Here is a 16,742-nt window from a genome sequence, read left to right as displayed (position 1 = left end):
TCATGATTATGCGTATCAGTTCGAAGACTATCTTCGACGTCGGCGTCAACCAGATCGGCTCGCTGCAGAATTCCGTGTCGCGCACCCAGCAGCAGCTGTCGACGGGACGGCGCAATCTGACCGCAGCCGACGACCCTATCGCCACTGCCCGCGCACTGGAAGTGACGCAGTCGCAATCGATCAATACCCAGCTGGTGACCAACCGCTCCAACGCGCGCAGCATGCTGCAGCTGGAAACAGTGGCGCTGGCCAGCTCCACCTCCATCATGCAGGACATCAAGACCCTGACGGTGAATGCGGGCAACGGCGGCATGACGCAAAAAGACCGCGAATCGCTGGCAGTAGAACTGGAAGGCCGGCTGGCCGACCTGCTGGGCCAGGCCAATTCCTCCGATGGCGTGGGCGGCTATGTATTCTCCGGCTATAAATCCACCACGCTGCCGTTCACGCCCACCGCCAGCGGCGCCACCTATCAGGGCGATCAGGGGCAGCGCGAATTGCAGGTGGGCTCCACCCGCAAGGTGCCGATCACCGATTCCGGCGCCGCCATCTTCGAAAACAATGTGACCGGCAACGGCACGTTTGTGACGGGTGCCGACCCGGCCAACTATACGCGCGGCGGTTCCGGCATCATCAGCCCCGGTTCGGTGAAGGATGCTACCCAGTTGACCGGCCATAACTACCAGATCAGCTTCCAGGTGACGCCCGCCACGCCGGGCACGCCCAAGGTCACCACTTACACGGTGATGGACACCACGCTCAACCAGCCGGTGCCGGCGGCGCCTGTGCCGGCCGTCCCCCAGCCCTATACCAGCGGCCAGAGCATCAACTTTGACGGCCTGCAGTTCGAAATCAAGGGCGATCCGGCCGATCAGGATAATTTCACCATTGTCCCCAGCACGCGCCAGTCGGTGTTCACTACCGTGACGGATCTGATCGCGGCGCTGCGCGCGCCCGGCGATGGCGCGGCCGGTCAGGCCAGCCTGAACAACAAGCTCAATCAGGCCCAGATGAATATCGACAATGCGACCGACAATATCCTGTCGGTGCAGTCGGCGGTGGGTTCGCGCCTGAAAGAGCTCGATTATCTCGATAGCTCCGGCGACGACCTGAATCTGCAATATGCCGCCACGCTGTCGGACTTGCAGGACGTCGATACGGTGAAAGCCATTTCCCAGTTCACCCAGCAGCAGACCATGCTGGACGCGGCACAGAAATCCTTCAAATCGCTGTCGGGCCTGTCGCTGTTCAATTACATCAGCTAGCCGCGCAAGGCGGGCTAGTCCGGCCTTTCTACAAAAAAACCGCACCTTTGCATGAACGCAGGGTGCGGTTTTTTTTGCCTGCACGAGCAGGCTGCGGACTATCTCGACGTCTATCTGGCGGCGAGAATACCGTGCTGGGCCTGCTGGCGCAGCCAGTCCTGCGCGGTGCTGGCGGTGTCGCTCATGCTGGCCGTGGCGGCGTCATAGCGGCGTAGCTGTTCGCCCAGCACGGCCACCTGACCGGACAGGCTGGCCTGACTGGCCGTGCTGGCCAGACTGTCGGCGGGATGCAGGCTGGCGCCGGCAGCGGACGGGGCGCTTTGCGCGACGGCGCTGTACTCGCTGATGGCCTGACTCAGGGCACTGGTATTGGCGGCGCGGCTGGTCAGGAACCAGACATCGGCCAGCTGGCCGCTGCTGCCATCGCTGCGGGTGAAGCTGGAACGCAGGCCTATCCAGTTATTGTTGTCGAGTTCGCTGACCTTGGCGGCGTCCACCGTCAGGCTGGCCACGCCCAGCGAGGCCAGCGTATGCAACTCGCCGCTCTCGCTGATGCCGTCGCCATTGCTGTCGACCCAGACGCGCAGATCGGCGAACTGGCCATCTTTGCTGTCGACCATGCCGTCGTGGTTGCTGTCCAGATCGGACAGAGCGGCAAAGCCGTCGCTGGCGCGGCTGCCGTCAGTGCGCCGGGTGGCAGTGCCGAACAGCTCGCTACCATCGTTGATCTGGCCGTCGTGGTTGCGGTCGAGTACCAGCAGGCCGTCGCCGCTGCCCACCCAGCCGGTGTTGATGCGCTCGCCATCGGCATAGATGTCGAAGCGGGTGCCCGCTTCGATGCCGGTGGTGCTGATGCCGTTGCCGTCGAGATCGAGGATCAGCGGGCTGCCTGCCGGCAGCACAGCCAGCTGGTCGGCGGTCAGGGCGGCACGCTGGTCGGTGGTCAGCGCACACACCTGCGTCGAGGCCATGGCGGCCACATCGGCGATGCTGATGGCAGCTATCTGCTCGGCCGTCAGCGCCTTGATCTGGGTCGCTTTGAGCGAACGCATCTGTCCGGTCGTGAGCGAACCGATCTGGACGGCACTCAGGGCTGCGATGGCGCTGGCCGTCATATTGGCCAGCTGGGTGGTTTTCAGGGCGGCGATCTCATTGCCGTCCAGCGAGCGCAGCTGATCGGAACTGAGCGCATTCAGGGCCGAGGCCGACAGCATCGACAGCAGCACCGGATCCATCACGGCCAGCTGCGCCGTGGTCAGGCCCAGCGACTGGGTCGAGCCCATGGCGGCCATCTGCGCCGTGCGCATGCCGTTCAGCATATCGGACGACAGACCGCTGATCTGGTCGGAACTGAAGCCGCCGATCTGTGTCGTGGTGAAGGCATTCATGGAACCGAGCGCGGCCAGCTGGTCAGTGGTAATCCCGCGTACCTGCGTCACGGCCAGCGAGGACAGTGCCTTGGTGCTCAGGGCGGAGAACTGGTTAGCCGTGAGCGCGGCCAGCTGGGCCGTTTTCAGGGTCTGCAGCTGGACCGTGCTCAGGCCGCCCACGGCATCGGCATTGAGCGAGGCGATCTGGTCGGTGTTGAGCGTGGTCAGGTTCAGACCACGGGCCTGATTCGGCGTCAGGCTGTTCAGCTGTGAGGTGTTCAGCGTCGACATCTGGCGCAAGGTCAGCGCGGCCAGCTGGGCCGAGTTGATGGTGGCCAGCTGGTCGAGGTTGATCGAGCTGAGCTGGTCAGTGGTCAGCGAGGCTACCTGTGTCACGGTCAGCGGTCCCAGCGTCAGCAGTGCGTTGATCTGGTCAGTACTCATGGCGCTGATGTCGCCCGGGCTCAGGGTAGCAATCTGGCGCGTTACCAGGCTGGCGATCTGGCCCAGCGTGAGAGCGGCGAACTGCAGCCGGCTGAGGGAATTCAGTTGCAGGCTGGTCAGGGCCGGCACATCGTCGACTTCGATGGCCTGCAGCTGGTCCGTGTTCAGGCCGGAGAAGGCGGTGACATTCAGCGAACGCACTTGCGCCGTGGTCAGGCCGACGATCTGGTCGGTGGTAAAGCCTTGCAGCTGGGCCTTGGTCAGGGCTGCGGTCTGGCTGGTTTTCAGCGTCACCATGTGGTCGCCGTTGATGGCAACGAACTGGTCGGTGGTCAGGGCGCTCACCTGCAGCGTGGTCAGTCCGGCCAGCGTCTGCAGACCGTTGATCTGGTCGCTGGTCAGGGCTTTCACCTGCTGGGTGGTCAGGGCGGCCACTTCGGCGGTGGTGAGGATGCCGAACTGGTCCACACTGAGGTTGGCAATCTGCTGGGTGCTCAGGGCCGCCACCTGATTGGTTTTCAGACCGGCCAGGTCTTCGACTTCCATCGCCGCGATCTGGTCGCTGCTCAGGCCGCGCAAGGCGGCCGTGTTGAGGGCGCGCCACTGATTTACGCTCAGCAGCTGGATCTGGTGGGTGTTCATGGCGCCCAGCTGGCGGCTGTTGAGCGCACTCAGCTGCAGCGTGTTGAGCACGGCCAGCTGGTCGTCATTCAGGGCCTGGATGCGGTCCGTGCTGAGCGCGGCGATCTGCATGGTGTTGAAGGCGCCCAGTGTGCCCAGCAGGAAGAACTGGTCCGGCGTCAGATAGCCGAGCTGGGTCGAGGTCATGGCGGCGATTTGTGCCGTGCTCAGGCTGGTCAGCTGCAGGCTGGTCATGCTGACCAGTTCGTCCGAGGTCAGGGCGCGGATCTGGTGGCTGCGCAGCGCGGCCAGATCATTGAGTTCGATGGCCACCAGCTGGTCGGTGCTGAGGCTGGCAATGGCGCGGGTAGACAGGGCGCGGAACTGGTTTTCCGTCAGGTTGACGATCTGGTCGGTGGTCAGGGCGCGCATCTGGCTCTGGCCCAGCGTGCTGACGGCGGCCGTGTTCAGGCTGCCGATCTGGTTGATGCTGATAGCCTGCAGCTGGTCGCTGCTCAGGGCCAGCACCTGCACCGAACGCAGGGCGGCAATATCGCCCAGCGAAATGGCCTGGATCTGGTCGCTATTCAGGGCCGACAGATTGCGCGTGTTCAGCGCCAGGATGCTGGCCGTGCTGAGGGCGCCGATCTGGTCGGTGGTGAGTACGGCCAGCTGGGCCGAGCGCAGTGCCGCCACCTGCACGGTGCGCAGGCTGGCCACCTGATCCGGCGAGAGCGACAGGATCTGGTCGGAGGTGAGCGACTGGATCTGGCTGCTGGCCATGCCGCGCAGATTGCTCAGGGCGGCCAGCTGGGCCGTGCTCAGCACTGCTACCTGCGGCAGGGTCAGGGCCGACACTTCCTGCGAGGTCAGAGCGCCTACCTGATCAGTGGTCAGCGCCAGCAGCTGGGCGCTGTTGAACGCTTGCAGCTGGCTCGATTTGAGGACGGCGATATCGGGTACTTCGATGGCGGCAATCTGGTCCGAATTCAGGCCGGACAGGGCATTGGTGGCCAGCGCAGCGAGCTGGTTGCCGCGCAGCTGCACCATCTGGTCGGTGGTCAGCGCGGCCAGCTGGGTGGCCGACAGCACGCCCAGCTGCTTGGTATTGAGCACGCCGATATCGAATTCCGACAGGCCGGCGATGCGGGTGGTCGACATGGCGGCGATCTGCGCCGTCGTATAGTCGGCCAGATTGCCCAGTGCGGCTGCCTGCACATTGCTGAGTGCCGCCAGCTGGGTCTGGGTAAAGGCGGAGATGCTGGCGCTATTGAGCGCATGCAGCTGGTCGGTCAGCAGCGCCGCCATCTGGTCGGTGCTCAGGGCGCGCAGCTGCAGCGAGGTCATGGCCGCCAGATCGCGCGCTTCGATGGCGTCGATCTGGTCGGTGCTCAGGGCCGTCAGCAGGCTGGGGCTGAGTGCGCGGATCTGGCCCGTCGAGAGGGCGATGATCTGGTCGCTATTGATGCCCGCCACCTGCTGGTTGTTCAGCGCTGCCAGCTGTTTGGTGGTGAGCGAAACAAAGCGGGCCGGCGTGAGCGAAACCAGCTGGTCGCTGCTCAGGGCTGCCACCTGCTGGGTGGTCAGCACGGCCAGATTGGTCAGTGCGGCGATCTGGTCGCTGGTCAGGTAGCTGAGCTGGCGCGTGGTCAGGGCCGCCACTTCGCTGCTGATCAGGGTACCGTACTGGGTCAGCGTCAGGGCGGCCAGCTGGTCGCTGCTGAGCATCATCAGCTGGTTGGTTTTCAGTGCGATCAGGTCGGGGCCGCTCAGGTTGACCAGCTGGTCGGTCGTCAGGGCCGCCACTACCGTGCCGGGCAGGGCGCGGATCTGGCCCGTGCTCAGGGCCGGAATCTGGTCGGTGGTCAGATAGGTGATCTGGGTTTCGTCGAACGCCGCCACCTGCGAAGTTTTCAGGGCCGCAATCTGCACCTGCGACAGTGCCTGGATCTGGTCGCTATTCAGGCCGCGGATCTGGCGCGTGCTCAGGCCGGCCAGACTGCCCAGCGCATTGAACTGGCTGGTGGTGAGTATGCCCAGCTGGCCCGGCGTCAGGGCCGCGATTTCCTGCGACGTGAAGGCACCGAGCTGTGACAGCGTGAGGGCGCGCAGCTGGTCGCTGCTGAGGTTGGCCACCTGATCGCTGCGGAAGGCCGCCACATCGGGCAGTTCCATGGCGGCGATCTGGTCCGTGCTCAGGCTGCTCAGGGCGTTCAGGTTCAGGCCGCGCACCTGTGCCGTCACCAGTGCCGCAATCTGGGCCGTGGTCAGGGCGGCCAGTTGCAGATTGCTCAAGGCATTGAGCTGGCTGGTGCGGAAGGTCGGTATCTGGTCGACCGTCAGGCTGGCGATCTGGTCGGTGGTGAAGCCGCCCATCTGGTCCGAGCTGAACGGCGTCAGCGTGGCCAGACTATCAACCTGTGCCAGCGTCAGGGTGGCAATCTGGTCGTTGCGCAGGGCGGCCAGCGTACGGCTGGTCAGCGCGGCAAACTGGTTCGCGGTGAGCGACACCAGCTGGTCGCTGCTGAGCGCGGTAATCTGGTTGGTGCCCAGCGCGGCCACATTGGCGACGCGGATGGCCACGATCTGGTCGGTCGACAGGGCGCCCAGGGTGGTGCCGCTCAGGCTGCGCACCTGGGCCGAACTGAGGGCGGCAATCGCGCCCGTGGTCAGCGCACCGATCTGCAGATTGGTCAGGCCGGCGATCTGGCTGGTCTTGAGCGTGGTAATGCGGTTCAGCGCCAGACTGGCGATCTGGTCGGTGCTCAGGGCGCCGATCTGGCGGCTGGTCAGGGGCGCCAGCGAAGCGAAGGCGGCGATCTGGTCGGTCGAAAGCGAACCGATCTGCAGCGGCGTCAGATTGGCGATGTCGATGGTGCTGAGCGAGCCGAACTGGGGCGAGGTCAGGGCGCGCAGCTGGTCGCTGGTGAGCGCGGTAATCTGTCTGGTCGACAGGGCGGCCAGATCGGGCAGTTCGATGGCCTGGATCTGGTCGGTATTCAGGGCGGCCAGCTGGTCCGAGGTGAGGGCGCGGAACTGGCCGGTGGTCAGTGCCACCACTTCGGCGCTGGTCAGGGCCAGCATCTGGTCGGTGGTCAGGGCAGCGATCTGGCGCGAGGTCAGACCGGCCAGTATCACCAGCGAGAGCGAGGCGATCTGGTCGGTGGTCAGGGCGGCGATGGCTTCCGGCGAGAAGCTGGCCAGCGATGTCAGCGAAGCCAGCTGGTCGCTGCTCAGGGCGGCTTTCTGGTCGGGCGTCAGGGCGGCAATTTCGGCCGTGGTCAGGATGCTGATCTGCGCGGTGCTCAGTGCTCTTACCTGATCGGTGCCCAGTCCGGCGATCTGGCGCGTGTTCAGCGTGGCCAGGGCGCCATTGCTGATGGCGGCGATCTGATCGGTGCTCAGGCCGGCCAGATTGCCGGCGCTGATGGCGCGCAGCTGGCTGCTGGTGAGTGCGCGGATCTGGTCGGTGACCAGGCTGACCAGCTGGTCGGTATTGAGGACGGCAATCTGGCGCGAAGTCAGGCTACGCAAGTCGGCCGTATTCAGGGTGGACAGCTGGTCGGTGCTGAAGGCGCCGAACTGGCGCGAAGTGAGCGCAGCTAGCGTCACCAGGGCATCGATCTGTTCGCTGTTCAGGCTGGCAATCTGGCTCAGCGTCAGCGCGGCCAGATTGGACGACGGCAGGGCGCGCAGCTGTGCCGTGCTCAGCGCCTGCAGCTGGGCGCTGGTGAGCGAGGACAGCTGGCGCGAGGTCAGCGCTACCAGATCGGCATTGCGCAGCGCGCCCATGCGGTCGGTGCCGAGGGCGGCAATGGCGATCGAACTCAGGGCGCGTACCTGATCGGTGCTCATCACGTACACCTGATCGCTGCTGATGGCGGCCGCCTGATCGGTATTCAGGGCAGCCAGCTGGTTGGTCAGCAGGGTGGCGAAGCTGGTGGTCGACAGATCGGCGATCTGGCGGGTGGTCAGACCGGGCAACTGGCGCGAGCTGAGCGGATTGAGCGAACTCATGGCGGCCAATTGGTCGCTGCTCAGGGCCGACAGCTGGTCGCTGGTGAGCGAACGGATTTCGGCCGTGGTGAAAGCAGCCACCTGGGCCGTGCCCAGTGCCGTCAGCTGCAGGCTGCTCAGCTGCGCCAGCTGCGCCGTGCGCAGCGCGCGGATATCGCGCGTTTCGATCGCGGCAATGGCATCCGTGCTCAGATAGCCGATGGCGCCGGTGCTGAGGGCGGCGATCTGGGCGGTATTCAGGGCCACAATCTGGTCGGTGGTCAGCGCTTGCAGCTGATCGCTGGTAAAAGCCGAGAACTGGCGCGTGCTCAGTCCGGTCAGGTCGCTCAGCGTGATGGTGCTGATCTGGTCGGTGGTCAGCGCCTTGATCTGGCGCGTGTTCAGGGCCGACAGATAGCGCAGCGCATCGATCTGGTCGCTGTTCAGGGCCACGATCTGGTCGGTGGCCAGCGCTGCCGTATCGGCCGAGGTGAGGGCGGCAATCTGCTCGGTGCTGAGCACGGCGATCTGCTGGCTCAGCAGCTTGTTGACCTGGCTGGAATCGAGCGCGGCGATATCACGCGTTTCGATGGCCAGCAGCTGGTCCGAACTCAGGGCCGTGATGGCAGCCGAATTCAGGCCGCGGAACTGCGGGCCGCTGAGCGCCACGATCTGGTCGGTGGTGAGTGCCAGTATCTGGTCGGAACCTAGCACGCGCAGCTGGGCGCTGGCTAAGGTAGCCAGATTGCGGGTCGACAGCGATTGCAGCTGGTCGGTGGTGAACGAGGCGATCTGGCGGCTGCTCATGCCGGCCAGCGTGGCCAGCGCATTGAGCTGGTCGGTGGTCAGCACGCTGATCTGGTCGGTGCTGAGCGCAGCAATGGCGCTGCTGCTGAGCGAAGCAAACTGGTCGGTGAGCAGCACCACCAGCTGATCCGTGTTCAGCCGGTTCACCTGGGAGGAACGCAGCGCCGCCACATCGCGCGTTTCGATCGCTTCGATCTGGTCGCTGCTCATGGCGTTCAGGGTGTCGCCGGTCAGATTGGCGACTTGCGTGGCAGTCAGCCAGATGATCTGGTCGGTGCTCAGGGCCTGCACCTGTTCGCCATATAGCGCGGCCAGCTGGTTGCTGGTCAGGGCGACGATGGCGCGGCTTTGCAGCGCCACCAGCTGGTCGGTGCTGAGGGCGCGGATCTGGGCCGAGTTGAGCAGCGGCATATTGCGCAGCACGTTGATCTGGTCGGTGCTCAGGCTGGCCACCTGGCCCGGCAGCATGGCGGCCACGTCGTTGCTGCTGATGGCACTGACCTGGTCGGTACTCAGGGCCAGCAGCTGGTCGGAATTGAGTGCGCGGAACTGGCGTGTACTCAGCACGGCCAGATCGCGCGTTTCGATCGCCTGTATCTGGTCCGATTCCAGCGCTGCCAGCATATCGGTGGACAGGCCGGCAAACTGGTCGGTGGTGAGCGCGACGATCCGGTCGGTGCCCAGGACAATCACCTGATCGCTGGAGAGCGCGGCCAGCTGGGCCGTGCTCAGCGTGGTCAGGGCGAGCAAGGTGATATGCTGGAGCTGGGAGGCGGTGAGCGCGCCCATCTGAGCCGAGTTGAGCGGGGTTACCGTGCTCAAGGCATTGAACTGGTCGGAATTCAGCACACCGATCTGGTCGGTGGTCAGGGCCGCAATCGCCTGGCTGCGCAGTGCGCGCATCTGGCTGGTGTTCAGGCCCAGCAGCTGCAGCGCACCCAGCGAGCGCACCTGGGTGCTGGACATGGCGGCCAGATCGCGCGTTTCGATGGCGCCCATCTGGTCACTGCTCAGGCTGTTGAGCAGGTCGGTGCTCAGGCCGGCCACCTGGGTTGCGCTCAGGCCCACAACCTGATCTGTGCTGACGACGCCGATCTGGTCCAGATTCAGCGCATTGAGCTGGCTGGTGGTCAGCTGGGCCAGATTGGCCGTGCTCAGGCTGGCAATCTGGCTGGTGCCCAGTGCCTGGATGGCGCTGGTGTTAAAGGCGCGCAGCTGCTGGGAAGCGAGGATGCCGAGCTGGTCGGTGGTCAGGCTGGCGGCCTGATCGGAACCCAGCGCTGCCAGCTGCGCCGTGGTCAGGGCGCGCAGGTCGACGGTTTCCAGCGCAACGACTTGAGCGCCGCTGAGCAGATTGAGCTGGCGCGTGGTCAGCGCCGCCATTTCGCGCGTGCTGAGGGCCACCAGCTGGTCGGTGCTGAGGGCCGAGAACAGATCGCTGCTGAGGGCAGCGATCTGCAAGGTGGTCATGGTGGGAATATTGTCGGTGCCCAGCCCGGCCAGCGCGGCCACGCTCAGGGCGTTGAGCTGGTTGGTGCGCAGCGCCTTGGTCTGCATGGTGTTGAACACGGCGATCTGTTCCGAGCTCAGCACACTCATATCTTCGGTCGTCAGCAGGCCGATCTGCACAGTCGTGAAACTGGCAATCTGGTCTGTTGTAAAAAGATTAGCGATCGAAGTCATTACACTGTTCTCCCGGAAGCTTCCATTTTACCTGCGTTATTGCTGTATGGAAACTCAATCCTTGCTATGTGCTGCCCAGCTACTCATTGTATTTCTCTATGGCACTACATTCAGCCCTGCCGGCCGCCTGCCCTGTACTGGCGGGGCGGGCGGCGCATTGTTGTCGCGCTGCGACCAGGTGCGCGGCATCAGCCGTGCCCGTTCTATGCCATCGAGGAACCAGTTCTGCACCGGTGTGGCCAGATACGGGAGCGTCATGGCCACCACCAGCAAACCTACCCCTAGCGTTATGGGGAAACCGATACCGAACAAATTCAACTGCGGTGCTGCACGCGTCAATATACCGAGTGCAACGTTGGTAATTAACAAAGCTGCCACGATGGGCAGCGATAACTGCACACCGGTACTAAAAATCCTCCCGCCCCAGTCCGCCAGTTGCTTGAAACCGCCGCCATATACGGGCGCGGCCGACACGGGCAGGCTGTAAAAACTTTCCACCAGCGCCGACAGCAGCACCAGATGAGCGTTCACGGCCAGAAACAGCATGGTCGTGACCAGCGCCAGAAACTGGCTGATGGCCGAAGAACGCCCCTGCGTGCCGGGGTCGAAAAAGGTGGCAAACCCCAGCCCCATGGTCAGGCTGGAAATTTCACCGGCCATTTCCACTGCCGCAAACACGATGCGGATGCTGAACCCCATGGCCAGCCCGATCAGCATTTCCTGCACCACGATCAGCAGGCCCGCCAGCGACAGCGGGTCAGCCGCCGGCTGCAGCGGCACCACCGGCGCAATCATCATTGCCAGCAGCGTGCCCAGGCAGATCTTGACGCTGGCCGGTATGGCCGAATTGCCGAACAGCGGCGCCGACGCCAGCAAAGCCAGAATCCGCGTCATGGGCCACAGCAACCCGGCTATCCACAGGTTGATATCGGCTGTCGAGAAGGAAATCATGAGGGCAGGCCTACAATTTATTTCCGCAGGGCATATTCAAGCTAGCCCACCAGTCCCGGGATGCCGCCAAACACTTCGCGCATGTAGTCGAGCATGGTCGCCAGCATCCACGGCCCGGCCACCACCAGCGCGACAAAGATGCCGACCAGCTTGGGAATGAAGGACAGGGTGGCTTCGTTGATCTGGGTGGCGGCCTGAAAAATACTCACCACCAGACCGATCACCAGCGCCACCAGCAGCATGGGCGCGGCGATCATCAGTGTGACTTCCATGGCGTGGCGGCCCAGCGTCATGACACTTTCCGGGGTCATACGGCGCTCCTAGTAGAAACTCTGGGCGAGCGAGCCCAGCAGCAATTGCCAGCCGTCCACCAGTACGAACAGCATCAGCTTGAAGGGCAGCGAAATCACGGCCGGCGACATCATCATCATCCCCATCGACATCAGCACCGAGGCCACCACCATGTCGATGATGAGGAAGGGGATGAAGATGGCAAAGCCGATCTGGAAGGCGGTTTTCAGCTCGCTGGTGACGAAGGCCGGCACCAGTATGCGCAGCGGCACATCCTCCGGCCCCTGCAGGTCAGGGCTGCGCGAGAGTTTGACGAACAGCGCCAGATCAGCCTGGCGGGTCTGTTTCATCATGAACAATTTTAATGGCGCCGAACCCCTGTCCATCGCCACGCCCATGCTGATACGGTTTTCCTGCAGCGGCAGATAGGCTTCCGTATAGATCTTGTCGAAAGTGGGCCCCATCACGAACAGGGTCAGGAACAGCGCCAGCCCCACCATCACCTGATTCGGCGGCGAAGACTGGGTGCCGAGCGCCTGGCGCAGCAGCGACAGCACGATGATGATACGGGTGAAGCTGGTCATCAGCAGCAGCGCGGCCGGAATGAAGCTCAGCGCCGTCATCAGCAGCATGGTCTGGATAGGCAGCGTGTAACTGGTGCCGCCACCCGGAGCCGGAGTGGCCGTCAGGGCCGGTATGCCTATGCTCGATTCGGCGCCGGCCAGCAGGGGCAGGCACAGCGTTGCCAGCAGCAGGGCGCGCGCGCCGTAGCGGCGTAACGGGAGCTTATTTGCCATGGCGCTGCTCGATGGTCTGTTTCAGCCATGCAGCGAAATTCGGCCGGGCCGGCGTGTCGCTATCGTCTTCTTCCGGCGGCAGTTCCTGCCGTGGCAGCGTGGTCAGGGCATTCATGCGGCCAGCCGAGGCGCCCACCACTATCCATTGCTCGCCCACTTCCAGCAGCAGGATGCGCTCGCGCGCACCGAGGTTGAGGCTATCGACCAGCTTGATGTGGCGCTGGTTGCCCGTCAGATGTTTGGGGCCGAAGCGTTTCAGCAGCCAGGCCAGACCCACCAGCACAGCCAGCACGAACAGCAGCGCCATGGTGGTCTGCACCATACCGCCGCCGCTGCTGGCAGGGGCCGGGGCCGGTGTGGGGATGGTCATGGCCAGCGGACCGGCCGGGGCGGCAGCCTGCACTGCGCCTGCACTGGCGGCAGTAGCGGTAATAGCAGTAGTAGCGCTAGCGGGGCTGGTGCTGGCCGCAGGCGCCGCTGCACTGGCGGCATCGCCGGCCGGACTGGCCGCCGCAGGGGCTGCGGCAGAGGGCGGGGCGGCTGCTGCATGGGCACTGGCGCTGGCGCTGTGCTGGCCGCCTATGGTGCCGGAAACCCGGTGCTGGGCGATGGCAGGCGCGGCGGCCAGAGCCGCCGCGATCAGAAGGGAGTAAGTCAGGCCACGCTTCATTTATTGAGTTTTCGGATACGTTCGGAAGGCGTAATGATATCGGTCAGACGGATACCGAACTTGTCATTCACCACCACCACCTCGCCCTGGGCGATCAGACAGCCGTTGACCAGCACGTCCATCGGTTCGCCGGCCAGACCGTCGAGTTCCACCACCGAGCCCTGCGCCAGTTGCAGCAGGTTTTTGATGGCAATCTTGGTGCGGCCCAGTTCCACCGTCAGCTGGACGGGAATATCGAGAATGAAATCGATATCGTTATGGGTTTCGGTTTTCGGCGCCGTGTTGGAAAAATCCTTGAACACGGCGGCGCTGGCCGCCTGCGCCTGGGCTTTTTCTGCCGCAGCCGCTTCAGCCTGGGCTTGCTCGGCAATGGCCGCGCCCCATGGATCGTCGTCCATAGGCTGATCGTCTTGATTATCCGACATGCTTCTCTCCTGTATTGCGGTCACCGGCCACGCCGGTCTTATTTGATGTTATCGGCATTGGCCAGCAATTTCTCTACTTTTAGTGCGTACTGGCCGTTCATCACCCCGTAGCTGCAATCCATCACGGGCACGCCATCGACGGTGGCGGCCAGCAGTTCCGGAATATTCAGGGGGATGATATCGCCCACGCGCATATTCAGTATCTCGTCGAAGTTCACCTTGGCCGTGCCCAGCGTGGCCACCAGTTCCACTTCGGCGATCTGGATCTGCTGCGTCATCAGGCGGATCCAGCGCTTGTCCACTTCCAGCGCCTCGCCCTGCAGGCTGGAGGTGAGCGAGTCGCGGATCGGTTCTATCATCGAGTACGGCATGCAGAAGTGGATCTGGCCGGACACGGAACCCAGTTCCACCGTGAAGGTGGAGGCCACCACCACCTCGTTGGGGGTGGCGATGTTGGCAAACTGGGTATTCATTTCGGAACGGATGTATTCGAACTCGACCGGGAACACCGGTTCCCACGACTTGGTATAGGCTTCGAACACGATATCGAGGATGCGCAGAATGATGCGCTGCTCGGTCTGGGTAAAATCACGGCCTTCCACACGGGTGTGGAAGCGGCCGTCGCCGCCGAACAGATTGTCCACCAGCAGGAACACCAGACCGGGATCGAATACCATCAGCGCCGTGCCGCGCAGCGGCTTCATGTGCACCAGATTCAGGTTGGTCGGCACCACCAGATTACGGATGAACTCCGAATACTTGGACACCCGCACCGAACCGACCGACACCTCGGCGCTGCGGCGCAGGAAGTTGAACAGGCCGACCCGCAGCAGACGGGCAAAACGTTCATTAATAATTTCCAGCGTAGGCATACGCCCACGCACGATGCGCTCCTGCGTGGCAAGGTTGTAGGTGCGGACGCCCGCAACATCTTCCTGTGCCGCGACATCGTCCTGGTCGCCGTTGACGCCCTTTAACAGGGCATCGACTTCTTCCTGGGAGAGAAAATTATCAGCCATGACGTTCTAGCTACTGTATGGTTACTGAATGATAAACGAGGTGAACAAGACGTCCTGGATGTCTTGCGGCTCGCCCCGGTCCTCGAATGGTTCCTTGAGCTGGGCAATGATTTCACGGGCCAGCTGGACTTTGCCTTCGGGCGATTTCAAGTCTTGCGCGTGCTTGCTCGACAACAGCAGCAACATGCGGCTACGCACCTTGGCCATATTGTCCTTGACGGTCTTGCTTTCTTCCGGACCGCCCACTTCCAGCGTGAAGGCCAGTTGCAGGTACTGGTCGGCACCGCCTTCACCCGGTTGCAGGTTGACGGTGAACGGTTCGACGACCACATACTCCGGTGCGCCGGAATGGCCTTTTTTCGAGGCCTTGTGCTTGGTTTTGACGGGCGCTTCTTCTTCCTCTTCATGCGCTGCATCGGCGTTTTTCGCATGCAGGAAGTACCAGGCAGCACCGCCGCCACCGCCACCGAGCACCAGCAGCAGTGCCACGATGATGATAATCAGTTTTTTACTGCCACCGCCCGCTGCGGGTGCGGCTTCGACCTTAGGCTCGGCTTTCATTTTAGGGTTCGCTTTCAAGTTGCTCTTCTACGACGGAAAGTGGATCACTCCGCCATTATGTCACTACGTCTGTCCCTGCGGCACCACAAGCATGGAAAAGCGGCGCAATTTCAGGGGGCTTGCTGTTTCCCTAGTGTAACAGGCAGACCGCTTTCCCGCCTGTTCTACCTGACTTGCTGGTGTCGCTGCTCAGGCCCGTCAGGCAAAGGTATCCACTGCGCCGGCCGGTGCGCGCCGCACAGGGGCGCTGCGTACCGTTGCGTTGGCGTCATTTTCACGGCCCGTACTGCGACCGCTGCCCGTGCCGTCGCCGGAACGGCCGGAGCCGCCGGAACCGCTCTGGGCCGCACTGGCCTGCTGGCTGGCGCTGTTGCCTTGATCTGACATGCCGGCCGACACGCTGGCGTTACCCAGTTGTATGCCTGCTTCGCTCATCATTTCGCGTAGCTTGGGCAGGGCCGATTCCAGCGCCTGCCGTACTTCCGGCTGGGCTGCCGTGAAGGCTGCCGTGGCCTGATCCTTGTTCACGCTCAGGACCACCTGCAGCGGACCCAGATCGGGCGGATTGAGTTCCATGGTGGCGCTCTGTTCGCCACCGGCAGCCATGAAGATGACTTTCTGGCCTAATTGCTGGTCCCATGCTGGCGTGCCGACGCGGCTGCTGAGCTTGTCGGTCGGCACGGCGTTGACGGCTGCCTTGGCCGCAGCCATGGCGCTTTGCGCATTGCTGGCGGCCGTAATCGCCGGCGCGGCCTCCTTCAGCTGCGGCGCAGCTTCATTGCTGCCCGTGCTGCGCGCCGCGATGGCGGCCGTCAGCGGTTCGGCGCTGACGCTGGCCTTGTCGCTGGCCGGCTGGGCGCTGACGCTGGCCGGTTCGGCTTTAACGCCGGCGCTGCTGGCTGTAGTGGCGGCGCCCGTCGTCGTGCTGGTGCTGGCCGGCTGCTCCGTCTCCGCGCTGGCAATGGTCGGGCTGGCGAGCGGCGCGGCGGCTGCGGCCACCACCGGTGCGGCACTGGCCACGCTGGCGCTGCGCACTGTGCTGCTGGCATCGCCGGCGGCCGGGGCGGCTGCCGCGCCGGCAGTGCTGGCGCCTTCCCTGGCCTGCTTGAGCGCATGCTTGAAGCTGGCCGGCAGGTCGGCGATTTCGCTGGCCGCTGCCTGTGGCAGGGCAGCGCTGGCGCTAGCCTGTCCGGCGGCCTGCGCGGCCGGCAATTCGCTAGCGGCATCGGCCTGCACAGCAACGCTGGCCTGATCGGCGGCTAGCACGTCGGGAGCGGACTGGGCGCTGGTAGCCACCGCGGCTGTGTCGGCGCTGGCGCTGGCGGCAGCATCGGCTGCCGCTGCCGTGCTGGCGGGCTGATTAAATGCAGCAACCAGTGCCAGCATCTGGGCCATGGGGTCAGTCTGGGCGGCAGCGGCAGCGTCGCTGGCGGCACTGGCCGTGCTAGCGCTGCTGTCGCTACCATCCTTGGATGGTTCGGTCTTGCTGCCGCTGCTGGCAGTGGCCGTGCTGGCCGGGGCGGCATCGGTACTGGTACTGCCGTCTTTTTCGCTGGCGGCACTGGTGTTGCTGTTCTGGCTGGTGCTGGCCGTGCTGCCCGTATTGGCCGGCAGGCTGGATTTGCCGCTATCGTTACGCACTGGAGGCTGGCGTACGCCGCTGTTCATCACCGGGGTGAGATTGCTACTCTGACGCTGGTCCATTTCGCGCGACAGGGCGCGCTGGAAGGCATTGTCACCGCCGCTGGCCTGCAGATTCAGATTGACTCTGGGAGCGGCCACGGCGTTGGCGTTCAGCGTAGGAGTAAGGAGATTCTGGGTTTGCATGTTCGCGCCATCTCG

Annotated in this window: 10 protein-coding genes; 1 reads left to right on the top strand and 9 read right to left on the bottom strand. The window is 64.0% G+C overall.

What is annotated here, in order from left to right; all coding sequences use genetic code 11:
* Nucleotides 1-2: 2 nt before the first annotated feature.
* On the top strand, nt 3-1,265 hold the full coding sequence (flgL, locus tag GTP27_RS03715) for a flagellar hook-associated protein FlgL (RefSeq protein ID WP_161037840.1): 1,263 nt from the start codon (nt 3-5) through the stop codon (nt 1,263-1,265).
* 110 nt (nt 1,266-1,375) lie between these two features.
* Here the strand turns inward: flgL and GTP27_RS03710 are convergent, their stop codons facing one another.
* From GTP27_RS03710 to GTP27_RS03670, 9 genes are all read right to left on the bottom strand, one after another.
* Nucleotides 1,376-10,186: an SPM autocatalytic domain-containing protein gene (locus GTP27_RS03710; protein ID WP_161037839.1), complete on the bottom strand. Its 8,811-nt coding sequence runs from the start codon at nt 10,184-10,186 to the stop codon at nt 1,376-1,378.
* 96 nt (nt 10,187-10,282) lie between these two features.
* A complete protein-coding gene (gene fliR, locus GTP27_RS03705) occupies nt 10,283-11,137 on the bottom strand; it encodes a flagellar biosynthetic protein FliR (protein WP_161037838.1) in 855 nt (284 codons plus the stop codon).
* A gap of 41 nt (nt 11,138-11,178) precedes the next feature.
* Nucleotides 11,179-11,448 carry a flagellar biosynthesis protein FliQ gene (gene fliQ / locus GTP27_RS03700; protein ID WP_161037837.1) on the bottom strand — a complete coding sequence of 90 codons (270 nt, stop codon included), beginning with the start codon at nt 11,446-11,448 and terminating at the stop codon, nt 11,179-11,181.
* Nucleotides 11,449-11,457: 9 nt separating this feature from the next.
* A complete protein-coding gene (gene fliP, locus GTP27_RS03695; RefSeq protein WP_161037836.1) occupies nt 11,458-12,225 on the bottom strand; it encodes a flagellar type III secretion system pore protein FliP in 768 nt (255 codons plus the stop codon).
* Entirely contained in the window at nt 12,215-12,895 is a 681-nt protein-coding gene (gene fliO / locus GTP27_RS03690; protein WP_161037835.1) for a flagellar biosynthetic protein FliO, read from the bottom strand. The genes fliP and fliO overlap by 11 nt, the downstream gene beginning before the upstream one ends.
* Nucleotides 12,892-13,320 carry a flagellar motor switch protein FliN gene (gene fliN, locus GTP27_RS03685; RefSeq protein WP_155433269.1) on the bottom strand — a complete coding sequence of 143 codons (429 nt, stop codon included), beginning with the start codon at nt 13,318-13,320 and terminating at the stop codon, nt 12,892-12,894. The genes fliO and fliN overlap by 4 nt, the downstream gene beginning before the upstream one ends.
* Before the next feature lie 38 nt (nt 13,321-13,358).
* Nucleotides 13,359-14,339 carry a flagellar motor switch protein FliM gene (gene fliM / locus GTP27_RS03680; RefSeq protein WP_161033969.1) on the bottom strand — a complete coding sequence of 327 codons (981 nt, stop codon included), beginning with the start codon at nt 14,337-14,339 and terminating at the stop codon, nt 13,359-13,361.
* A 21-nt stretch (nt 14,340-14,360) separates the two neighbouring features.
* The gene (gene fliL, locus GTP27_RS03675; RefSeq protein WP_161038186.1) at nt 14,361-14,900 is read right to left on the bottom strand and encodes a flagellar basal body-associated protein FliL; all 540 of its coding nucleotides are present in this window, start codon (nt 14,898-14,900) and stop codon (nt 14,361-14,363) included.
* A gap of 198 nt (nt 14,901-15,098) precedes the next feature.
* On the bottom strand, nt 15,099-16,727 hold the full coding sequence (locus tag GTP27_RS03670) for a flagellar hook-length control protein FliK (protein ID WP_161037834.1): 1,629 nt from the start codon (nt 16,725-16,727) through the stop codon (nt 15,099-15,101).
* Nucleotides 16,728-16,742 lie beyond the last annotated feature (15 nt).

Source organism: Duganella qianjiadongensis (assembly GCF_009857915.1).
GTDB lineage: Bacteria > Pseudomonadota > Gammaproteobacteria > Burkholderiales > Burkholderiaceae_D > Rugamonas > Rugamonas qianjiadongensis.
This window is presented reverse-complemented; position numbering and strand designations above follow the sequence as displayed.